Consider the following 20,299-nt stretch of genomic DNA (forward strand, 5'->3'; position numbering starts at 1 on the left):
GGGGGCCCGGGGGCCCGGGGGCCCGGGGGCCCGGGGGCCCGGGCGGTCGGGGGGCCGGGTGGTCGGGGCCCCGGGGCTATTCCTGGCCGGTGGTGCCTCGTACCTTCAGTGCGCGTTCCAGGTCGTCGAGTTGGTCGATGAGTTTGCGGCGCAGGGCGGGGGTGGGGTCGGCGTCATCGAGGCAGGTTCGTCCGAGGCGGAGGGTTTCGGTGTCGACGGCGTGGACGGGGAAGGCCCAGCGGCCGGCGGCGTCGGCGATGGCGGGGCCGCGGCGGTGGGCGAGGGTGACGGCGTCCGCGAAGTAGCGGGGGACGTATTCCCGTAGCAGATCGGTCTGTTCGGGCTGCCAGAAGCCTTGGGCCGTGGCGTTGAAGAGGTAGTTGGAGAGGTCGTCGGTGGTGAACATGGCGGCCCAGGCGGTGTGTTTGGCGTCGGGGTCGGGCAGGGCGGCGCGGCAGCGGGCGGCGCCTTCCTGGCCGGTGGCGCTGGGGTCGCGGTCCAGTTCGGCGGCGATGGCCTGTTCGTCGGTGGCGCCGAGGACAGCGAGGCGGGCGAGGATGCGCCAGCGCAGCTCGGGGTCGAGTTCGGGTCCGCCGGGGACGCTGCCGTCGGCGAGCCAGGCGGCGAGGGTGTCGGGGCGGGTGGTGACGTCGATGAAGTGGCGTACGGCGATCAGGCGCAGGCCGGGGTGGGTGCCGTCCTCGGTGCGGCGGATGAGGTCGCGGCACAGGGCGCTGAGGGTGGCGAGGGCGGCGGGGCGGGCCTGGGGGGTGAGGTAGCGGTCGGTGATCTGGGTGCCGGCGAAGGAGAGGACGCCCTGGGCGAGGGCGAGGTCGGTTTCGCGTGGGAGGTGGGCGCGGGCGGTGTCCAGGTAGGCGGTGGGGGGGAGTTCGCCGTCGCGGACGGCGTCCCTGAGGGCGTTCCAGACGACCGCGCGGGTGATGGGTTCGGGGAGGCCGGAGAGGCGGGTGCGCAGGGTGGTGAAGGATTCGCGGTCGAAGCGGATCTTGGCGTAGGTGAGGTCTTCGTCGTTGAGGAGGAGGAATGCGGGGCGTTTGCCGATGGGTTCGGGTTCGGTCTGGGGGATGTCGAGGTGGCGGCGGTCGCGCAGGGTGAGGCGGCCGTCGTCGTCGGCGAGGTCGAGGTCGTAGAGGCCGACGGCGATGCGGTGGGGGCGGGTGCCGGTGTGGTCGACGGTGAGGGTGCAGGTGCCGTGGTCGCCGCGGGTGACGCGGGGGGCGAGGGTGTCGACGCCGGTGGTGCGCAGCCAGGCGTCGGCCCAGGCGTGGACGTCGCGTTCGGTGGTGTGGGCGAGGGAGTCGATGAAGTCGGCGAGGGTGGCGTTGGCGAATTTATGGCGGTCGAAGTGGGTGTTGATGCCGGCGAGGAAGTCTTTCTCGCCGAGCCAGGTGACGAGTTGGCGCAGGGCGGAGGCGCCCTTGGCGTAGGAGATGCCGTCGAAGTTGAGCATCGCGGAGGCGGTGTCGGGGACGGCTTCGGGGGCGACGGGGTGGGTGGAGGGACGTTGGTCGGCGTCGTAGCCCCAGCCTTTGCGGATGACGCCGAAGTCGGTCCAGGTGTCGGTGAAGCGGGTGGCTTCGATGAGGGTCTGGTAGCCCATGTATTCGGCGAAGGACTCGTTGAGCCAGATGTCGTCCCACCACTTGAGGGTGACGAGGTCGCCGAACCACATATGGGCCATTTCGTGGGCGATGACCATGGCGCGGGTCTGGCGTTCGGTGTCGGTGACGGCGGAGCGGTAGACGAAGTCGTCGCGGAAGGTGACGAGGCCGGGGTTCTCCATGGCGCCGGCGTTGAATTCGGGGACGAACGCCTGGTCGTAGGAGTCGAAGGGGTAGGGTTCCGCGAATTTCTCGTGGTAGCGGTCGAAGCACTGGCGGGTGATGTCGAGGAGTTCGTCGGCGTCCTGGTCCAGGTGGGGGCCGAGGGAGCGGCGGCAGTGGATGCCGAAGGGCAGGCCGCGGTGTTCGGTGCGTACGGTGTGCCAGGGGCCGGCGGCGACGGCGACGAGGTAGGTGGAGATGGGCGGGGTGGGGGCGGCTCGCCAGTGGCCCGCGTGCTGTTGTTCGGTGATGCCGTTGGAGAGGACGGTCCAGCCTTCGGGGGCGGTGACGGTGAGGTCGAAGACGGCCTTGAGGTCGGGCTGGTCGAAGGCGGCGAAGACGCGCTGTACGTCGTCCATGAAGAGCTGGGTGTAGACGTAGGTCTCGTCGTCGCTGGGGTCGGTGAAGCGGTGCATGCCTTCGCCGGTGCGTGAGTAGCGCATACGGGCGTCGACGTGCAGTTCGTGGTCGCCCGCGGTGAGGTTTCTCAGGGGCAGCCGGTTGCCGTCGAGGGTGTCCGGGTCGAGGGGATGTCCGTCGAGGGTGACCGAGCGCAGCTCGGCGGGCTTCAGCTCGACGAAGGTGTCCGCGTCCGTGCGGGCGCTGAACCTGATCAGGGTACGGGAGTCGAAGGTGTCGGCCCCGGTGGTCAGGTCGAGGTCGATGGCGTACCGCTGGACGTCGAGGAGCTGTGCACGGGTCTGCGCTTCGTCGCGCGTGAGAACGGACATGGACGCCATGCTGCCCGATGGGTCTGACATCGCACAGGGGCGGTCCGGTTCGTGCTCGGATCGCGACCTGGGGTGGGGGGTTGTGGGGGCGGGCGTGGGAGGCGCGTTCGGGGGAGGCGGTGGTGGGGCGTGCGCGGGGGCGTGCCGGGGGGCGTGTGGGGGTGGCCGGGGGGGGCGTCGCGGGATGTGGGTGGGGCGGGTCGGGGCCGAGGGGGTTCGGCGGTCTGACCGAGGGGGTCGGGTGATCTGACCGAGGGGGGTTCGGCGGGCGGGCCGGAGGTGGTGTGGTGGTCAAGCGGAGGTGGTGTGGTGGTCAAGCGGAGGTGGTGTGGTGGTCAGGCGGAGGTGGCCCTCGGGATGTCCCGTTGGGTGGGGATGCGGGTGGGGCGGGGGCGTTCGCGGATTGCGCTCTGGCGGGGGCGCGGGGCGCACAGTTCGCGGAGTTCGCGTATTTCGCGCTCCTGTGCGCGGTGGCGGGCGTGGGCGTCGTAGAGGTAGCGGACCTTGGTGCGCAGGGCCCAGGGGTCGATGGGTTTGATCAGGAGGTCGGCGACGCCGAGGTCGTAGGCGGCCGTGGTCAGTTCATGGTCGGGGTCGAGGCCGGTGAGCAGGACGACGGGGATGTGCTGGGTCTGTTCGAGGCGGCGCAGATAGCGCACGACCTCCAGGCCGTCCGCGCCGGGTGTGCGCACGTCGAGCAGCAGGAGTCCGATCCCGCCGCGCAGCACCTGTTTGAGTGCCTCGTCGCCGCTGGCGGCCTGGGCCAGCGGGCGTTCGAGCGGGGCGAGCGCGCTCTCCAGGGCGTACCGCGTGTCCTTGTGGTCGTCGACGATGAGGATCCTGGCTTCCGACTCCATGGCCGGACCTCCCCTCCACCTGGGCTCCCACCCTATGCGTCCGGAGCCTACGGGGAGTGCTCGTCGGTTGACGAGGAGTACTCGATGAGAAAGTCTCCCGCGCGGGTGCGCGTCACTCCCCGTGGCCCAGGGTTCGGTCGGCTGGTGGTTCCGGCCGGTCAGCGGGGCGTTGAGTGATGGTTTGCGACGGTGTCCTCGGCGATGCCCTCATGGTGGCGGATCACTTCGGCGATGATGAAATTGAGAAACTTCTCAGCAAATGCCGGGTCGAGTTTGGCGTTCTCTGCGAGGGCTCTGAGCCGCTCGATCTGCCGGGCCTCGCGCGCCGGGTCGGCGGGCGGCAGCTGGTGCCGGGCCTTGAGGTGGCCCACCTGCTGGGTGCACTTGAAGCGTTCGGCGAGCATATGGACGACCGCCGCGTCGATGTTGTCGATGCTGTCGCGCAGCCGGTCGAGTTCCTCGCGCACGGCGGGGTCGACGTCTCCGGTACCGGTGTAGCTGGTGGTCATGGGCGACCACCCTACGTGTCGGGGGTGGGGTGGCGGCGGGGCGTCCGGGGATCGTCCCAGGGGGCGGACAGGGAGTGTCTCAGGATCCGACGCGGTCGGGCTTCAGTCCTGGTCGAGGGCCTGGTCAGGGGCCTGGTCGGGTGCGGGGTGGTCGGGTGCGGGGTGGTCACGTGCGGGGTGGTCACGTGCGGGGCGGTCGGGTGCGGGATGGTCGGGCACGCGCGCGAGGGGCTTGTGGAAGTGGACGTCCTGGTGGCCGCCGGGGACGCCGTCGATCCTCCCGGTCTCCCGGAAGCCGAGCGCGGCGTAGAAGCCGGGGGCCTGGAAGGTGTACGTGGAGACGGTCAGGTCGGTGCAGCCGCGCCGTAGGGCTTCCTCCTCGGCCGCCCGCATGAGCCGGGTCCCCCAGCCCTCGTGGCGCCGGTCCTCACGCACCCACAGCATGTCCACGGAGCACAGGCCGCCCCAGAACCAGCCGGTGAGCCCGCCGATCCGGGTGCCACCCGCCGGGTCGGTGACGGTGACGGAGAAGTCCTCGGGCAGGGGGACGGCGGTGGCCCGGGTGTTGAAGGCGGTCAGTTCGTCGTCGAGCCACTGCTGGAGATCGTCGTCGGGGCCGCCTACTCGCGGTACGGGCCCGGTGGGGGGTTCGACGGCGGGTTCGACGGGCGATTCGGTGGGCGGCTCGCTGGTCACGGGCCGACCGTAGCCGCGGGGGCGGCGGCCGGGCATCCGGATTTCCCCGCCGTACAGTGGAATCGGGTGGTTCACGGCGTCATGGGGGTACGGGCGTGGCGAACGGCGGGCCGGTCGAGCACGGGTTCCCGCATCTGGAGACGGTGCGGGCGGCCATCACAGCGCTGTACAGGAGGCTGTCGTACGACACGATCCGGACGTTCTCGGCCAGTGTGGTGCCGGCCGATGTGGCGTTCGCCGACGCGGACGATCTGTATCTGGGCGCGCAGCGGGTGGCGCGCGAGATCGTGCGGCACTACCGGTTGCCGGATGCCCGGCTGATCGTCGCGTTCCGTGCGATGCAGCATGCGGCGAACATCGAACTGACGGCCGGTCCGGAGTATTTCGTGGAGCTGAACGACCGGTTCCGTACGCATCGGCGGGACATCGGCGCCGCGCTGGCGCACGAGGCGATGCATGTGTATCTGCATCGGCTGGAGCTGGCGTTCCCCGGCACACGGGACAACGAGATCCTCACGGACACGGCGGCGGCCTATCTGGGCGCCGGGTGGCTGCTGCTGGACGCCTATCGGGAGGATGCGGCGTCCTCCCAGAAGCTGGGCTATCTCACGCCTGAGGAGTTCGGTTACGTCCTGGCGAAGCGTGCCCTGGTGTTCGGGGAGGATCCGTCGCCCTGGTTCACCAGCGCGCAGGCGTACACGGCGTATGTGACGGGCATGGCGCGGGCGCGTCGTGACGGGCAGCAGCCGCCGCTGACGGCGGCGGGCTGGGCGGGCCGCCGCCGTTATGCGCGCGACCGGCGACACGCCCAGGATCACGCCATGGCCGAGGCGCATGGCGTGTCGTACGCCTTCTCCGGCGCGGGTCCACTGCGTGTGTCGTTCCCGTGCCCGACCTGCCATCAGCGGATCCGGGTGCCGGTACGGGGGCGGGTGCGGGCGCGGTGTGCGTTGTGCGGGACGGTGCTGGAGTGTGACACGTAGGGGGTGGGTTTTGTGGGGGCGGGGGCTTGCGTTGGGTGGGTGTCGGCGGCCAATGGAAAATCCCGCGTACGGCCAGCGTGATTCCCCACTGGATTGCCACACTCAGTAGTCGCAACCCTGGGCGGTCTTCGACGACTCGCGCGAGTCCGCCGTGCGGTCATCGCAGTGGAACCCCCTCGCCATCGGCGCCTGTTCAAGGGAACACTGCGGCCATGGAGTTCCTCTGCTACCACCGCGACCGCACTGGCTCACTGTCGCTGCGCTACGAACTGAACGATGCGCACTTGTCCTACATGGACGGATTCGCGAAGGAGATGATCGCCCGAGGGCCGACCTTCGCTGACGACGGCGAGACCCTCACCGGCAGCGTGCACATCCTCGACCTGCCCGATCCCGCTGCCGCCCGCGCGTTCGCCTTCGACGAGCCGAACTACCAGGCCGGCGCCTACCGGGACGTACTCGTGCGACGGTGGCACAACGCCCTGGGGCGCACCATGTGGGACTTCCCCGGCGGCCGGACCGGAGGCAACCGATACCTGGTGCTCGGCCTCGGCACAGGAGAGGCCACCGACCTCGCGCTGCCGCCCGAGCCGAAGGAGCTGATTGCCTACGGACCGCTGCTGTCCGACGACGGGACTCTCTGGCTGGGCACGGCGGCGTTGCTCCGGGCCCCGGACCCGGCCACCGCACGCGCCATCCTCACCCACGACCTGTACGCCGACATCGAGGTGCACAACTGGGAGTCCGGCGGGCGGCCGTCATGAACGAGGCGCCCACCGGTGCCATCGCGGGCGCATCACGCTCTGTAGAGGAAGTGGCCGCCAACGGGGAATTGAAGTGGCCACGGGCGGGGAGCTGAAGTGGCCACGGGCGGGGAGAACCAACTGGCCGCTATCAGGTGGGGCCCGTGCGTGGGAGGGTGGCCTCGTCCAGGGCCCGCAGCGCGCCGGTGCGAGTACAGGGCGACATGCGCGCCCAGGCCGGCCGGGTGGACCGCGCTCGGTCCTCCCCCGCGCCGCCCGACGGGCGTTCGGACCGCTTCGACGATGCGTGTCTCGGCCATGATGCCTCCCTCACCTTCGGGCGGGCTGCTTCTGTACGGCGATCCCGTCCAGCACCATCGGTCCTAGGGATGCCGGCTGCTGACGGAGACGACCTCGCCGGTCATGCAGGGCGAGCAGCCGCGCACCTGGTCAGGGCCATCACACCGGCCTTGGCGGCGGCGCAGTGCGCCTGTCCGGCCAGCTCGCCACCGCCGCGCAGGCCTCGGCGTCGGCCTCACCCCGCTCGACCCGACCGTCGAACAGGTCCGGTTCGCAGTGCCCGTCGGCTCCTTCCAGGCCGTCGAGCACGGCCCGTACGGCATCGCAACCGCACGGCGGCACTCCCGGCCCCGGGCAACGGCAACGGCTCACCGCCGCCCCTCCCCACCCCTCAACTCCCCCCGCTCCCCCGCTCCCCCACAACCTCCGCCGCCCCCTCACCATGGCCCGCACGCGCCGCCCGCTGCTCCGCGTACTCCTCCGGCGTCGGCTTCGGCACCTGTGTGTCCGGGCCGAACATTCCCCGGGCCAGCCGCGCCCGTACCCGTTGGGAGACGCGGACCCGTCGCCGTACACCACCGGCGTCGGCCGGCGGCCCGATCTCGTAGGGCTGGGGCTGCTCGTGCTGGGTCAGGGCGTACAGCTCGGCTCGCGGCAGTGGCTCATGGACCTCGATGAACTCGCCGTGCGGGAGGCGGGTGATGGTGCCGGTCTCCCGGCCGTGCAGCACCTTGTCGCGGTCGCGGTGCTGGAGGGCGAGGCAGACCCGTTTGGTGACGTAGAAGGCGAGGACGGGGGCGACGAAGAAGGCGATCCGGACGAACCAGGTGATGGAGTTGATGGACAGATGCAGATGGGTGGCCACGATGTCGTTGCCGCCGCCGATGAGCAGCACGGCGTACAGGGTCAGCCAGGCGGCGCCGAGGGCGGTGCGGACCGGGGCGTTGCGCGGCCGGTCCAGGAGGTGGTGTTCTCGGCGGTCGCCGGTGATCCACGCCTCGACGAAGGGGTGGACGCCGATGGCGAGCAGGATCAGCGGGAACAGCGAGAACGGGATGAAGACGCCGAGGACGAGGGTGTGGCCCCAGAGGTTGATCTCCCATCCCGGCATCACCCGGATCAGTCCCTCGGAGAAGCCGAGGTACCAGTCGGGCTGGGCGCCGGTGGTGACCAGGTCGGGGCGGTAGGGGCCGAAGGCCCAGACGGGGTTGATCTGCGCGATGCCGCCCATGAGCGTGAGCACGCCGAAGACCAGGAAGAAGAACCCGCCCGCCTTCGCCAGGTAGACCGGCAGGAAGGGCATCCCGACCACGGACTCCCGCTTCTTGCCGGGCCCTGGGTACTGGGTGTGCTTGTGGTGAACGATCAGGATCAGATGGGCCGCGACCAGGCCCAGCATGATCCCCGGCAGCAGCAGCACATGGATCGGGAAGAACCGCGAAATGATGTCGTGCCCCGGGAACTCCCCGCCGAACAGGAAGAAGGAGAGATACGTCCCGACGATCGGGATGGACAGGATGGCGCCCTGCGCGAAGCGGACGCCGGTCCCGGAGAGCATGTCGTCGGGGAGGGAGTAGCCGGTCAGGCCGGTGATGATGCCGAGGAAGAGCAGCGTCCAGCCGAACAGCCAGTTGATCTCGCGGGGCTTGCGGTAGGCGCCGGTGAAGAACACCCGCATCATGTGCACCAGCATGCCGGTAACGAAGACCAGCGCGGCCCAGTGGTGGATCTGACGGATCAGCAGCCCGCCGCGTACGTCGAAGCTGATGTCCAGGGTGGACTCGAAGGCACGGGTCATCAGGACGCCGTTGAGCGGCTCGTAGGAGCCGTCGTACACCACCTCGGCCATGCTGGGCTCGAAGAACAGCGTCAGATAGACGCCGGTGAGGATCAGGACGACGAAGCTGTAGAGGCAGATCTCGCCGAGCAGGAAGGAGGGGTGGTCGGGGAAGGCCTTGCGCATGTTGGCCCTGGCGAGACCGTAGAGACCGAGCCGTCCGTCGGCCCAGTCGGCGAGCCACTCACCGCGCGGGACGGTCCCCCCGCGTCCCCCGCTTCCCCCGCGCCCCTCGACTCCGGATTCAGCGCCCGCCGCGCCCCCGCTCTCCGGTCGCGCGCCGCCCATGCCGTCGCCTTCCCGTCCGATGCCCTCAGGGTGGCACGGGCCCCGATGCCGGGCCAGAGGTGTCAGCAAGCGGGTGAGCGGGGTGCCTGCCCGCTCGCGCGGACGGCACAAGAGGCGGCGCCTGCCCAGGTCCGGTCGGGGACGAGGCAGACGCCGTCTGCGGGTGGTCGGGGGGACATCCCTGGAGCGTCCCAGGAATGTCCCCCGGACATCCCGCCCGTACGCCGTTGTACGGGAGGTCTTATGGAGGGGGCCGCCGTATGGGAGGGGGCCGTCGGTCAGACCATCAGGGCCCGGTCCGTGGGCCGGATCGGCGCCGGCAGCTCGCTCGCGCCGGTCAGGAACCGGTCGACGCCGCGGGCGGCCGAGCGCCCCTCGGCGATGGCCCAGACGATGAGCGACTGTCCGCGGCCGGCGTCCCCGGCCACGAAGACGCCCGGCACATTGGTCTGGTACTCGGCGTCGCGGGCGATGTTGCCGCGCTCGTCGAGGTCCAGGGCGAACTGCTCGACCAGGCCGTTGTCCCGGTCGGTGCCGGTGAAGCCCATCGCGAGGGTGACCAGCTGGGCGGGGATCCGGCGCTCGGTGCCGGGCCGCTGGGTCAGCTTGCCGTCCACGAACTCCACCTCGGTGAGGTGCAGCCACTGCACATTGCCGTCCTCGTCGCCCTCGAAGTGGGTGGTGGAGACGGAGTAGACCCGCTCGCCGCCCTCCTCGTGCGCGGAGGTGACCTTGTAGAGCATCGGGAAGGTCGGCCACGGCTGGGCGGTGGGGTGCCGGTCGTCGCCCGGGCGGGGCATGATCTCCAGCTGGGTCACCGAGGCCGCGCCCTGGCGGTGGGCGGTGCCCACGCAGTCGGCGCCGGTGTCGCCGCCGCCGATGACGACGACGTGCTTGCCCTCGGCCGTGAGGGGCGGCGTCACATAGTCGCCCTCCTGGACCTTGTTGGCCAGCGGCAGATACTCCATGGCCTGGTGGATGCCCTTCAGCTCCCGGCCGGGCACCGGCAGCTCACGGGCGGTGGTGGCGCCGACGGCCAGCACCACGGCGTCGTACCGCTTCTTCAGGTTGGTGCCCGACAGGTCGCGGCCGACCTCGACGCCGGTGCGGAACCGGGTGCCCTCCGCGCGCATCTGCTCGATACGGCGGTTGATGTGCCGCTTCTCCATCTTGAACTCGGGGATGCCGTAGCGGAGCAGGCCGCCGATGCGGTCGGCGCGCTCGTAGACGGCGACGGTGTGGCCGGCCCGGGTGAGCTGCTGGGCGGCGGCCAGGCCCGCGGGGCCGGAGCCGACGACCGCGACCGTCTTGCCGGACAGGCGCTCCGGGATCTGCGGGGCGACGTCCCCGGTCTCCCACGCCTTGTCGATGATGGAGACCTCGACGTTCTTGATGGTGACGGCCGGCTGGTTGATGCCGAGGACACACGCCGACTCGCAGGGGGCCGGGCAGAGCCGGCCGGTGAACTCCGGGAAGTTGTTCGTCGCGTGCAGGCGCTCGGAGGCCGCCGCCCAGTCCTCGCGGTAGGCGTAGTCGTTCCACTCGGGGATCAGGTTCCCGAGCGGACAGCCGTTGTGGCAGAACGGGATGCCGCAGTCCATGCAGCGGCCGGCCTGCTTGCTGATGATCGGCAGCAGGGAGCCGGGGACGTAGACCTCGTTCCAGTCCCGCAGGCGGACGTCGACCGGGCGGGAGGTGGCGACCTCGCGGCCGTGGGTGAGGAAGCCCTTCGGGTCAGCCATTGATCGCCGCCTCCATCATCTTCTCGGTGATCTCGGTCTCGGAGAGACCGGCTCGCTCGGCGGCGTCCTTGGCGGCGAGCACTGCCTTGTACGTGCTGGGGATGATCTTGGTGAAGCGGGCGGCGGCGGCCGGCCAGTCGGCGAGCAGCTTCGCGGCGACCGTGGAGGCGGTCTCCTCGGCGTGGCGGCGCACCACGTCGTGCAGCCAGTCCCGGTCCTCGTCCGAGAGGTCCTCGATCGCGCCGAGGTTGCCGGTGTTGACGTTGTCCCGGTCGAGGTCGATGACGTACGCGACGCCGCCGGACATGCCCGCCGCGAAGTTGCGGCCGGTCTCGCCGAGGACGACGGCGTGGCCGCCGGTCATGTACTCGCAGCCGTGGTCGCCGACGCCCTCGGAGACCACCAGCGCGCCGGAGTTGCGGACGCAGAAGCGTTCGCCGACCTTGCCGCGCAGGAAGAGTTCGCCGCCGGTGGCGCCGTAGGCGAGGGTGTTGCCCGCGATGGTGGAGTACTCGGCGAGGTGGTCGGCGCCCCGGTCGGGGCGGACCACGACCCGGCCGCCGGACAGGCCCTTGCCGACGTAGTCGTTGGCGTCGCCCTCAAGGCGCAGGGTGACGCCGCGCGGCAGGAAGGCGCCGAAGGACTGGCCGGCGCTGCCGGTGAAGGTGATGTCGACGGTGTCGTCGGGGAGCCCGGCGCCGCCGAACTTCTTGGTCACCTCATGGCCGAGCATGGTGCCGACCGTGCGGTTGATGTTGCGGATGGCGACCTGGGCGCGCACCGGCTGGGCGTCGGCCGCGGAGTCGGCGGCCAGGGCGTCGGCGGCGAGCTTGATCAGTTCGTTGTCCAGGGCCTTGGCCAGGCCGTGGTCCTGCTCGACGATCTGGTGGCGGGCGGCGCCCGCGGGCAGCTCGGGGACGTGGAACAGCGGCGCCAGGTTCAGGCCCTGGGCCTTCCAGTGGTCGATGGCGCGGGTGACGTCGAGGGCCTCGGCGTGGCCGACGGCCTCCTCGATGGAGCGGAAGCCCAGTTCGGCGAGGAGTTCGCGGACCTCTTCGGCGATGAACCGGAAGAAGTTCACGACGTACTCGGCCTTGCCGGCGAACCGGTCGCGCAGCACCGGGTTCTGGGTGGCGATGCCGACCGGGCAGGTGTCCAGGTGGCAGACGCGCATCATGACGCAGCCGGAGACGACGAGGGGCGCGGTGGCGAAGCCGAACTCCTCGGCGCCCAGGAGCGCGGCGATGACGACGTCCCGGCCGGTCTTGAGCTGGCCGTCGGTCTGGACGACGATCCGGTCCCGCAGGCCGTTGAGCAGCAGGGTCTGCTGGGTCTCGGCGAGCCCGAGTTCCCAGGGGCCGCCCGCGTGCTTGAGGGAGGTCAGCGGCGAGGCGCCGGTGCCGCCGTCGTGGCCGGAGATCAGTACGACGTCGGCGTGCGCCTTGGAGACACCGGCGGCGACGGTGCCGACGCCGACCTCGGAGACCAGCTTGACGTGGATGCGCGCCTTCGGGTTGGCGTTCTTCAGGTCGTGGATGAGCTGGGCGAGGTCTTCGATGGAGTAGATGTCGTGGTGCGGCGGCGGGGAGATCAGGCCCACGCCGGGGGTGGAGTGGCGGGTCCTGGCGACCCACGGGTAGACCTTGTGGCCGGGCAGTTGGCCGCCCTCGCCGGGCTTGGCGCCCTGGGCCATCTTGATCTGGATGTCGTCGGCGTTGACGAGGTATTCGCTGGTCACGCCGAAGCGGCCGGAGGCGACCTGCTTGATGCTGGAGCGGCGCGCGGGGTCGTACAGGCGCTCCGGGTCCTCGCCGCCCTCGCCGGTGTTGGACTTGCCGCCGAGCTGGTTCATGGCGATGGCGAGGGTCTCGTGGGCCTCGCGGGAGATGGAGCCGTAGGACATGGCGCCGGTGGAGAACCGCTTGACGATCTCGCTGACCGGCTCGACCTCGTCCACCGGGATGGCCTCGCGGCCGGAGCTGAAGCCGAACAGGCCGCGCAGCGTCATCAGCCGCTCGGACTGCTCGTTCACGCGCTCGGTGTACTTCTTGAAGATGTCGTAGCGGCCGGTACGGGTGGAGTGCTGGAGCCGGAAGACGGTGTCCGGGTCGAACAGGTGCGGCTCGCCCTCGCGGCGCCACTGGTACTCGCCGCCGATGTCCAGCGCGCGGTGCGCGGGGGCGATGCCGGAGGCCGGGTAGGCCTTGGCGTGCCGGGCGGCGACCTCCTTGGCGACGACGTCGATGCCGACGCCGCCGATCTTGGAGGCGGTGCCCTTGAAGTACGTCTCGACGAAGGCCGATTCGAGCCCGACGGCCTCGAAGACCTGGGCGCCGCGGTAGGAGGCGACGGTGGAGATGCCCATCTTGGACATCACCTTCAGGACGCCCTTGCCGAGGGCGTAGATGAGGTTGCGGATGGCCTGCTCGGGTTCGGCGCCGGGCAGGAAGGTGCCGGCCCGGACCAGGTCCTCGACGGATTCCATGGCGAGGTACGGGTTGACGGCGGCGGCGCCGTAGCCGATGAGCAGGGCGGCGTGGTGGACCTCGCGGACATCGCCGGCCTCGACCAGCAGGCCCACGTGGGTGCGCTGCTTGGTGCGGATGAGGTGGTGGTGGACGGCCGCGGTGAGCAGCAGCGAGGGGATGGGGGCGTGCTCGGCGTCGGAGTGCCGGTCGGAGAGGACGATCAGGCGGGCGCCGTTGTCGATGGCGGCGTCCGCTTCGGCGTAGATCTCCTCGATCCGGGCGGCGAGGGCGTCGCCGCCGCCGTGCACCCGGTACAGGCCGGACAGGGTCGCGGCCTTGAAGCCGGGCATGTCGCCGTCGGCGTTGATGTGGATGAGCTTGGCCAGCTCGTCGTTGTCGATCACCGGGAAGGGCAGGGTGACCGTACGACAGGAGGCGGACGTGAGGTCCAGGAGGTTCGCGGAGGGGCCCAGCGGGGAGCGCAGCGAGGTGACCAGTTCCTCGCGGATGGCGTCCAGCGGCGGGTTGGTGACCTGTGCGAACAGCTGGGTGAAGTAGTCGAAGAGCAGCCGGGGGCGGTCGGAGAGCGCGGCGATGGGCGAGTCCGTGCCCATGGAGCCGATCGGCTCGGCGCCGGTCCTGGCCATCGGGGCGACGATGACCCGCAGCTCCTCCTCGGTGTAGCCGAAGGTCTGCTGGCGCCGGGTGACGGAGGCGTGGGTGTGCACGATGTGCTCGCGCTCGGGCAGGTCGGCCAGTTCGATCTCGCCGGCCTCCAGCCAGTCCGCGTAGGGCTGGTCGGCGGCGAGGCCCGCCTTGATCTCGTCGTCCTCGATGATGCGGTGCTCGGCGGTGTCGACGAGGAACATCCGGCCCGGCTGGAGGCGGCCCTTGCGGACCACCTTGGCGGGGTCGATGTCGAGGACGCCGACCTCGGAGCCGAGGACGACGAGGCCGTCGTCGGTGACCCAGTAGCGGCCGGGGCGCAGTCCGTTGCGGTCCAGGACCGCGCCGACCTGGGTGCCGTCGGTGAAGGTGACGCAGGCCGGGCCGTCCCAGGGCTCCATCAGGGTGGCGTGGAACTGGTAGAAGGCGCGCCGGGCCGGGTCCATGGAGGCATGGTTCTCCCATGCCTCCGGGATCATCATCAGCACGGAGTGCGGCAGCGAACGGCCGCCGAGGTGGAGCAGTTCCAGCACCTCGTCGAAGGACGCGGAGTCGGAGGCGGCGGGGGTGCAGATCGGGAAGATCCGCTCCAGGTCGCGCTCGCCGAACAGGTCGGACACCAGCTGGGACTCCCGGGCGCGCATCCAGTTGCGGTTGCCCATGACGGTGTTGATCTCACCGTTGTGGGCGACGAACCGGTACGGGTGGGCCAGCGGCCACGACGGGAAGGTGTTGGTGGAGAACCGGGAGTGGACGAGCGCGATCGCGGAGGTGAAGCGCCGGTCGGACAGGTCCGGGAAGAAGGGCTCCAGCTGGCCGGTGGTCAGCATGCCCTTGTAGACGATCGTCCGCGCGGACAGCGACGGGAAGTAGACGGCGGCCTCGCGCTCGGCGCGCTTGCGCAGCACGAACGCCTTGCGGTCCAGGTCGATGCCGGTGGAGACGCCGTCGCTGACGAAGAGCTGCCGGAAGACGGGCATCGTCGAACGGGCGGTGGCGCCGAGCAGCTGGGGGGCGACGGGGACGTCGCGCCAGCCCAGGACGGTGAGGCCCTCGTCGGCGGCGATCGTCTCGATATGCGAGACGGCCGCGTCGTCGGAGTCCTCGGGGAGGAAGGCGATCCCGACGGCGTAGGCACCGGCCGCGGGCAGCTGGAATTCGGCCACCTCACGGAAGAAGGCGTCCGGCACCTGGGAGAGGATCCCGGCGCCGTCGCCGGAGTCCGGCTCGGAGCCGGTGGCACCGCGGTGCTCCAGGTTCCGGAGCACCGTCAGGCCCTGTTCCACCAGCGTATGGCTGGCCTCGCCGGTCAGGGTGGCCACGAAACCGACGCCGCACGCGTCGCGCTCATTCCGGGGGTCGTACATGCCCTGCGCGGCAGGGCGAGCATCCATGAACGACCAGTTCTGGCCAGTCGTGGAGTGCTGGGACGGCTGGTGCGGCGTACGCATCGGCTCTCCCGTCGTCGTCATGTGGCTTGGGGGTTCCCATCAGGCTTTTTCGGCGCTGGGGAAGTGCCGAGGGACGACGTTGGCCCTCTGCGAGAGTGCAAAATTTCGTGCAGGTTACATGATGGGACGGCTCTCGGGAACCGGATAGACCATTCCAGCATGCGGACGTCGCGGCGGTTTCGCGACATCGGACACCGCGCTCGGCGGCGGAAGTTCATGGGGGCAGATCAGACAGATCGATGTCCGTCGGCCCGAAAGGAGAAGGAGGAGCGTGCGTCGTCGCCAGCCCCACCGGCACACGGCAGGCTTCATTGCCTACAGCGCTTACGGCTCATGCCCAATGGTTAATCGCTCGAAACCAGCGAGTAACGGCTGCTTATGCGGTCCCGCGCACAAGTTCCAGCCGCGTTACCCTACAGCGATTCCGAACAGACTGCCCAGGACGTACGTCACACCGGCCGCCGCCCCGCCCAGCGCGAGCTGCCGCAGCCCGCTGTACCACCAGGTCCGCGCGGTCACCTTGGACACCACCGCCCCGCAGGCGAACAGCCCCGCCAGCGCCAGCAGCACGGCCGGCCACAGCACGGTGGCGCCCAGCAGATACGGCAGTACGGGCAGCAGCGCGCCCAGCGCGAACGAGCCGAAGCTGGACACGGCGGCGACCAGCGGCGACGGCAGATCGCCGGGGTCCACTCCCAGTTCTTCGCGGGCGTGAATCTCCAGCGCCAGCTCGGGGTCCCGCGACAGCTGCCGGGCGACCTCGCCCGCCAGGCCGGGCTCGACGCCCCGCGCCTCGTACAGCGCGGCCAGCTCGTCCTCCTCGGCCTGCGGATGCTTGCGCAGCTGACGCCGCTCGACCTCCAGCTCGGCCTCGACCAGCTCACGCTGCGAGGCGACCGAGGTGTATTCACCGGCGGCCATGGAGAAGGCGCCGGCGGCCAGTCCCGCGAGCCCGGTCAGCACGATGGCCTGCTGCCCGACCGCGCCACCGGCGACACCGGTCATGAGGGCGAGGTTGGAGACCAGCCCGTCCATGGCCCCGAACACCGCCGGGCGCAGCCAGCCGCCGTTCACATCGCGGTGGGTGTGGTTGTCGCGGTGTGCCTCGTGGAGTGTCGCCTCGGTCTCGATGATGGCCATGACCGGTCCCTCACAAACGCCCCTGACAGGCTTCTTTAGACGGATTCCATTTCTCGACAGAAGCCAGACTACGCCTTCACCCCACCCCCCGCCAGCAAGGAAAGGATGCCCTAACCTGCGGCTTTACCGTATTCCGCTCATCCGATTTGCAAGGCGCTCACATGTCGACCGGGTGACGCTGAGGGTCGGGAGGCTTGCGCCGCCGGACGCACCGGGGACAGTTCCGCAAATGGGTTCCGGTTTCCGTGAACCCTGAGAGGAGAGTCCGCCATGGCATCCATCGCCTGCGTTCCCTCGGTCCCGGCCCCCGGGGACGCCGCCGAACTCCGTGAGCGGGCGCGCGGCGCACTGCTCGGACTGGCTGTCGGAGACGCCCTCGGCGCCCCCGCGGAGAACCTGAAGCCCTCCGAGATCCGGGCCCGCTGGGGCCGTATCACCGGGTACGTCGTCGAGAGCCCCGCCGGTACCGACGACACCGAGTACGCGATCTTCTCCGGTCTGCTGCTCGCCCGGCACGGCTCCGCGCTCACGGCCGCCCATGTGGAGGCGGCCTGGCACGCCTGGATCGCGGACCGTGCGGAGGGCCCGTTCCGCGGCGCCGGTTTCAGTGAGCGCGGCACCCTGGAGAACCTCCGCCGGGGCCTCGCCGCCCCCATCTCCGCACAGCACCGGCACGCCTGGAGCGATGGGCTCGCGATGCGGGCGGCGCCCTTCGGTGTCTTCGCCGCGGGGCGCCCCGCCGAGGCGGCCCGGCTGGTCGCCATCGACGGCGCCGTCAGCCACGAGGGCGAGGGCATCTACGGCGGCCAGGCGGTGGCGGCCGGGGTCGCCGCGGCGATGGCGGGCGCCCCCGTCATCGCCGTGGTCGCCGCCGCGCTCGCCGTGGTCCCCGACGACTCCTGGACCGCGCGTTCCCTGCGCCGCGCGGTGACGGTCGCCCACCGCGGCGAACGCGCCGTCCGCTCCGCCGTCGTCATCGGCGGCTACCCCTGGACCGACCTCGCCCCCGAGGCCGTCGCCCTCGCCTTCGGCGCGTACGCGGCGGCCGACGGCGACTTCCGCGAGGCGGTCCTGACCGCCGTCAACATGGGCCGCGACGCCGACACCACGGCAGCGGTCGCGGGCGCGCTGGCGGGCGCCACCCAGGGCCTGTCGGCGATCCCCGCCGACTGGGCGAAGGCCATCGCCCCGGCCCGCGGCAGCTGCCTGCCGTCCATGGCGGGCCACCACGTACTGGAGGTGGCGGACCTGCTGACGTCACGCGCCCAAGGGCACGACCTCACGGCTCCCGACGAGGCGGAGGTGGTGGCATGACACCGCCGGCGCCTTGGCACGAGGGAACGAACGGAATCAACGGACCGAACGGGACGACGGTTCCGTACCCGCAAACGGAACGGATGGCAGGCCCGGACACGGAACCGACAGCCGCCGACGGCGAGAGTCCCCCACCGGGGCCACCCGCACCCGACGACGAAAGCCGCACCCGCGGTGCGGGTGGAAAACACCTGGCCGAAGGCGAAGCCGAGGCCACCGACGCCCCGGCGGAGCCGAGCCGCAGGATCGAGGGCCTCCTCCTCGGCCTGGCCGCAGGCGACGCCGCCGGCTGGCCCGCCGCCCGCCACCGCGCCGCCCGCATGCCCGAATGGACCCGCCGCCTCACCCGCGAACTCGACACCTTCGCCGAACACAACGCGACGACCACTCTCCCCGTCCCCATCGCCCTCAACCAACCCCCCGAACCCCTCCGCCTGGGCCCCTCCGACGACGCCGAATGGGCCGCCTTCGCCGCCGAGGCGGTCCTCCGCGCCGGCGACGACACCGTCCTGGGCGACCTCAGCCGGGCCCGCCGCATGCGGGCCGCGATCGACCTCACCTGGAACGCGATCGCCAGCGAGGTCGCCGCGGCAGCGGACCGCGCCCCCGAGGTCGAGTCCGCCGTACTCCCCCTGCGCGCCCGCATCTCCGTCCGCGCCGGCCTCGGCAACCTCGCCGCCGGCCTACGACCCCCCGCCACCGGCCACGACAACCCGCACTACTTCGACGACGCCGCCTGCATCCGCGCCTGCGTCCTGGCGGTGGCCCACCCCGGCGACCCCGAACTCGCCGCCGACCTCGCCGAATTCGACGCCCGCTACACCCAGGACGGCGACGGGGTCCACGGCGCCCGCGCGATGGCCGCCGCCCTCTCCCTCGCCCTGACCGGCGCGGACGTCGACACCTGCGTACGCGCCGCCCTCGCCGAACTCCCCGCGGCGACCGAGATCGGCCGCAACGCCCGCCACGCCCTCGACCTCGCCCGCACCGCCGACGACGCCTTCACCCTGGTCCCCCTCCTGGAACACCAGATCGTCGACCACGTCTACAGCTACGGCATCGCCGCCGCCGAGACCGTCCCGGTCGCCCTCGCCCTGGCCACCGCCGCCCGGGGGAGGATCGCCGCCGCCATCCCGGCCGCCGCCTGTCTGTCCCGCGTCGCCGACTCCGCGCCCGCGCTCGCCGGGGCGCTCACCGGCGCGCTCGGCGGCGGCGCCGCGATCCCGGCGTCCTGGCGCGACACCTGCCGCACCCTCTCCGGCTGCGCCCTCCCCCGCCTCACCGGCACCGACCTCGTAGAACTCGCCGAACTCCTGGAAGCGGTACAACCGCCCCCGCCAGGAGGATGATTCGGGGCATGACGCCCAAAGAATCCGAAAGCCAGAGCCCGCTCCTCTCGGATCGCATCACCGCCGCCCTGGTGGGCGCCGCCGTCGGCGACGCCCTCGGCGGCCCCGTCGAGGGCTACACCCCCGAGCAGATCCTGGACCGCCACGGCGGCCGGATCCACGGCGTCGTCGGCCCCTGGAACGGCGACGCCTGGCGCACGGCCCGCCCCATCGCCCCCTACCACAAGGGCGACGGCCACATCACCGACGACACCTTGATGACCCATGCGCTGGTACGGGTCTACGCCCGCGTCCGCGACCACCTCGACGCGTACGCGATCGCCGACCACCTGGTCCCGGACCTGATGACCACCCCCCGCTGGATCCCGGAACTGGAAGCCGAGGCCCTCCCCCTCCAACGCGTCTTCCTCGCGGAGAAATGGCTGGTGGCCCGGCTCCACTACGGCCATGTCGACCCGCGCGAGGCGGGCGTCGGCAACATCGTCAACTGCGGTGCCGCGATGTACATGGCGCCGGTCGGCCTGGTCAACGCGGCGAACCCGCACGGCGCGTACACCGAGGCCCTGGACATCGCGGGCGCCCACCAGTCGTCGTACGGCCGTGAGGCGGCGGCCGTGTTCGCGGCGGCGGTGGCGGCGGCCTGCGCCCCGGGCGCGACCCCGGACTCGGTGATCACCACCTGCCTCTCCCTCGCGAAGGACGGCACGCGGGCGGCGATCGAGGCGGTCTGCGAAGAGGCGTCACGCCACCAGGACACCGAGTCGGCCCTGACTCCCCTCCGCGAGGCGGTCACCCCCTACGACACGGTCGGCCCCGACTACCGCACCCCCTCCCTCGGCGCCCGCCGCCCCTCCCGCCTGCACACCATCGAGGAACTCCCCATCGCCCTGGGCATGCTGCTGGTCGCGTCCGGCGACTACCGCCGGGCCGTCCTCGGCTCGGTGAACTACGGCCGCGACTGCGACTCCATCGCCACCATGGCCGGCGCGCTGGCCGGCGCCCTCGGCTCCCCGGTCCCCGAGGACTGGGCGAAGACCGTCGCCGAGGCCAGCCGCCTCGACCTGTGGGAACCGGCCCGCACGCTCACCGAGGTAACCCGCCACATCTTCCAGCAGGACGTACTCCGACGCCGTACCCACGAGCAGTCGTTCACCGCGCTGGGAGGCACCGCATGCTCCGCGTGACCTGGGTCCAGCCGGAGGACCTGATCGGCCATGAACTGCGCCAGGCGACCCAGGACGGCCGCGAGCCCTCAAAGATCGCCGCACGCTGGCGAGCGGCGGGCGGGCCCGCGCGCCCCCCGCCCCCCCGGCCGGGCCCCCCCCCCCCCCCCCCCCCCCCGCGCGCGCCGGGCGCCCCCGGGCGCACGGCGGCGACCCGG

The 20,299-nt window shown here is 71.5% G+C and carries 14 protein-coding genes; 5 read left to right on the forward strand and 9 right to left on the reverse strand.

The window, feature by feature from the left end:
* Positions 1 to 76: 76 nt before the first annotated feature.
* From pepN to ACFXAZ_RS01615, 4 genes are all read right to left on the reverse strand, one after another.
* Positions 77 to 2,575, reverse strand: a complete 2,499-nt coding sequence (pepN, locus tag ACFXAZ_RS01600) for an aminopeptidase N (protein WP_384583365.1) — start codon at positions 2,573 to 2,575, stop codon at positions 77 to 79.
* 335 nt (positions 2,576 to 2,910) lie between these two features.
* A complete protein-coding gene (locus ACFXAZ_RS01605) occupies positions 2,911 to 3,432 on the reverse strand; it encodes a two-component system response regulator (RefSeq protein WP_384583367.1) in 522 nt (173 codons plus the stop codon).
* Between the two features lie 158 nt (positions 3,433 to 3,590).
* Positions 3,591 to 3,941, reverse strand: a complete 351-nt coding sequence (locus ACFXAZ_RS01610; RefSeq protein ID WP_384583370.1) for a chorismate mutase — start codon at positions 3,939 to 3,941, stop codon at positions 3,591 to 3,593.
* 102 nt (positions 3,942 to 4,043) lie between these two features.
* Entirely contained in the window at positions 4,044 to 4,637 is a 594-nt protein-coding gene (locus tag ACFXAZ_RS01615; RefSeq protein ID WP_384583373.1) for a GNAT family N-acetyltransferase, read from the reverse strand.
* Between the two features lie 95 nt (positions 4,638 to 4,732).
* Between ACFXAZ_RS01615 and ACFXAZ_RS01620 the strand changes: the two genes are divergently transcribed.
* A complete protein-coding gene (locus ACFXAZ_RS01620; protein ID WP_384583376.1) occupies positions 4,733 to 5,620 on the forward strand; it encodes a hypothetical protein in 888 nt (295 codons plus the stop codon).
* Positions 5,621 to 5,832: 212 nt separating this feature from the next.
* Positions 5,833 to 6,384, forward strand: coding sequence for a YciI family protein (locus ACFXAZ_RS01625; RefSeq protein WP_384583379.1), 552 nt, complete (start codon positions 5,833 to 5,835; stop codon positions 6,382 to 6,384).
* 438 nt (positions 6,385 to 6,822) lie between these two features.
* Here ACFXAZ_RS01625 and ACFXAZ_RS01630 read toward each other — a convergent pair whose 3' ends face one another.
* The 5 genes from ACFXAZ_RS01630 to ACFXAZ_RS01650 all read right to left on the reverse strand — a co-directional run bounded on the left by ACFXAZ_RS01630 (position 6,823) and on the right by ACFXAZ_RS01650 (position 16,255).
* Positions 6,823 to 6,972 (reverse strand): hypothetical protein, encoded by a 150-nt coding sequence (locus ACFXAZ_RS01630; RefSeq protein WP_384583382.1) that lies wholly within the window; start codon positions 6,970 to 6,972, stop codon positions 6,823 to 6,825.
* An 82-nt stretch (positions 6,973 to 7,054) separates the two neighbouring features.
* Positions 7,055 to 8,788 (reverse strand): cytochrome bc complex cytochrome b subunit, encoded by a 1,734-nt coding sequence (locus ACFXAZ_RS01635; protein WP_384583385.1) that lies wholly within the window; start codon positions 8,786 to 8,788, stop codon positions 7,055 to 7,057.
* A gap of 278 nt (positions 8,789 to 9,066) precedes the next feature.
* Positions 9,067 to 10,530: a glutamate synthase subunit beta gene (locus ACFXAZ_RS01640; protein WP_384583387.1), complete on the reverse strand. Its 1,464-nt coding sequence runs from the start codon at positions 10,528 to 10,530 to the stop codon at positions 9,067 to 9,069.
* Positions 10,523 to 15,115: a glutamate synthase large subunit gene (gene gltB / locus ACFXAZ_RS01645; protein WP_384583596.1), complete on the reverse strand. Its 4,593-nt coding sequence runs from the start codon at positions 15,113 to 15,115 to the stop codon at positions 10,523 to 10,525. The genes ACFXAZ_RS01640 and gltB overlap by 8 nt, the downstream gene beginning before the upstream one ends.
* A 408-nt stretch (positions 15,116 to 15,523) precedes the next feature.
* On the reverse strand, positions 15,524 to 16,255 hold the full coding sequence (locus ACFXAZ_RS01650; protein WP_384583390.1) for a VIT1/CCC1 transporter family protein: 732 nt from the start codon (positions 16,253 to 16,255) through the stop codon (positions 15,524 to 15,526).
* Between the two features lie 270 nt (positions 16,256 to 16,525).
* Here ACFXAZ_RS01650 and ACFXAZ_RS01655 point away from each other — a divergent pair, with 270 nt between their 5' ends.
* The 3 genes from ACFXAZ_RS01655 to ACFXAZ_RS01665 all read left to right on the forward strand — a co-directional run bounded on the left by ACFXAZ_RS01655 (position 16,526) and on the right by ACFXAZ_RS01665 (position 20,102).
* Positions 16,526 to 17,569 (forward strand): ADP-ribosylglycohydrolase family protein, encoded by a 1,044-nt coding sequence (locus ACFXAZ_RS01655; protein ID WP_384583393.1) that lies wholly within the window; start codon positions 16,526 to 16,528, stop codon positions 17,567 to 17,569.
* 83 nt (positions 17,570 to 17,652) lie between these two features.
* Positions 17,653 to 18,918: an ADP-ribosylglycohydrolase family protein gene (locus tag ACFXAZ_RS01660; protein ID WP_384583395.1), complete on the forward strand. Its 1,266-nt coding sequence runs from the start codon at positions 17,653 to 17,655 to the stop codon at positions 18,916 to 18,918.
* Positions 18,919 to 18,926: 8 nt separating this feature from the next.
* Complete coding sequence (locus ACFXAZ_RS01665) at positions 18,927 to 20,102, forward strand: ADP-ribosylglycohydrolase family protein (protein WP_384583398.1); 1,176 nt, start codon at positions 18,927 to 18,929, stop codon at positions 20,100 to 20,102.
* Positions 20,103 to 20,299 lie beyond the last annotated feature (197 nt).

The organism is Streptomyces sp. NPDC059477, from assembly GCF_042749375.1.
In the GTDB taxonomy this organism is placed as follows: Bacteria; Actinomycetota; Actinomycetes; order Streptomycetales; family Streptomycetaceae; genus Streptomyces.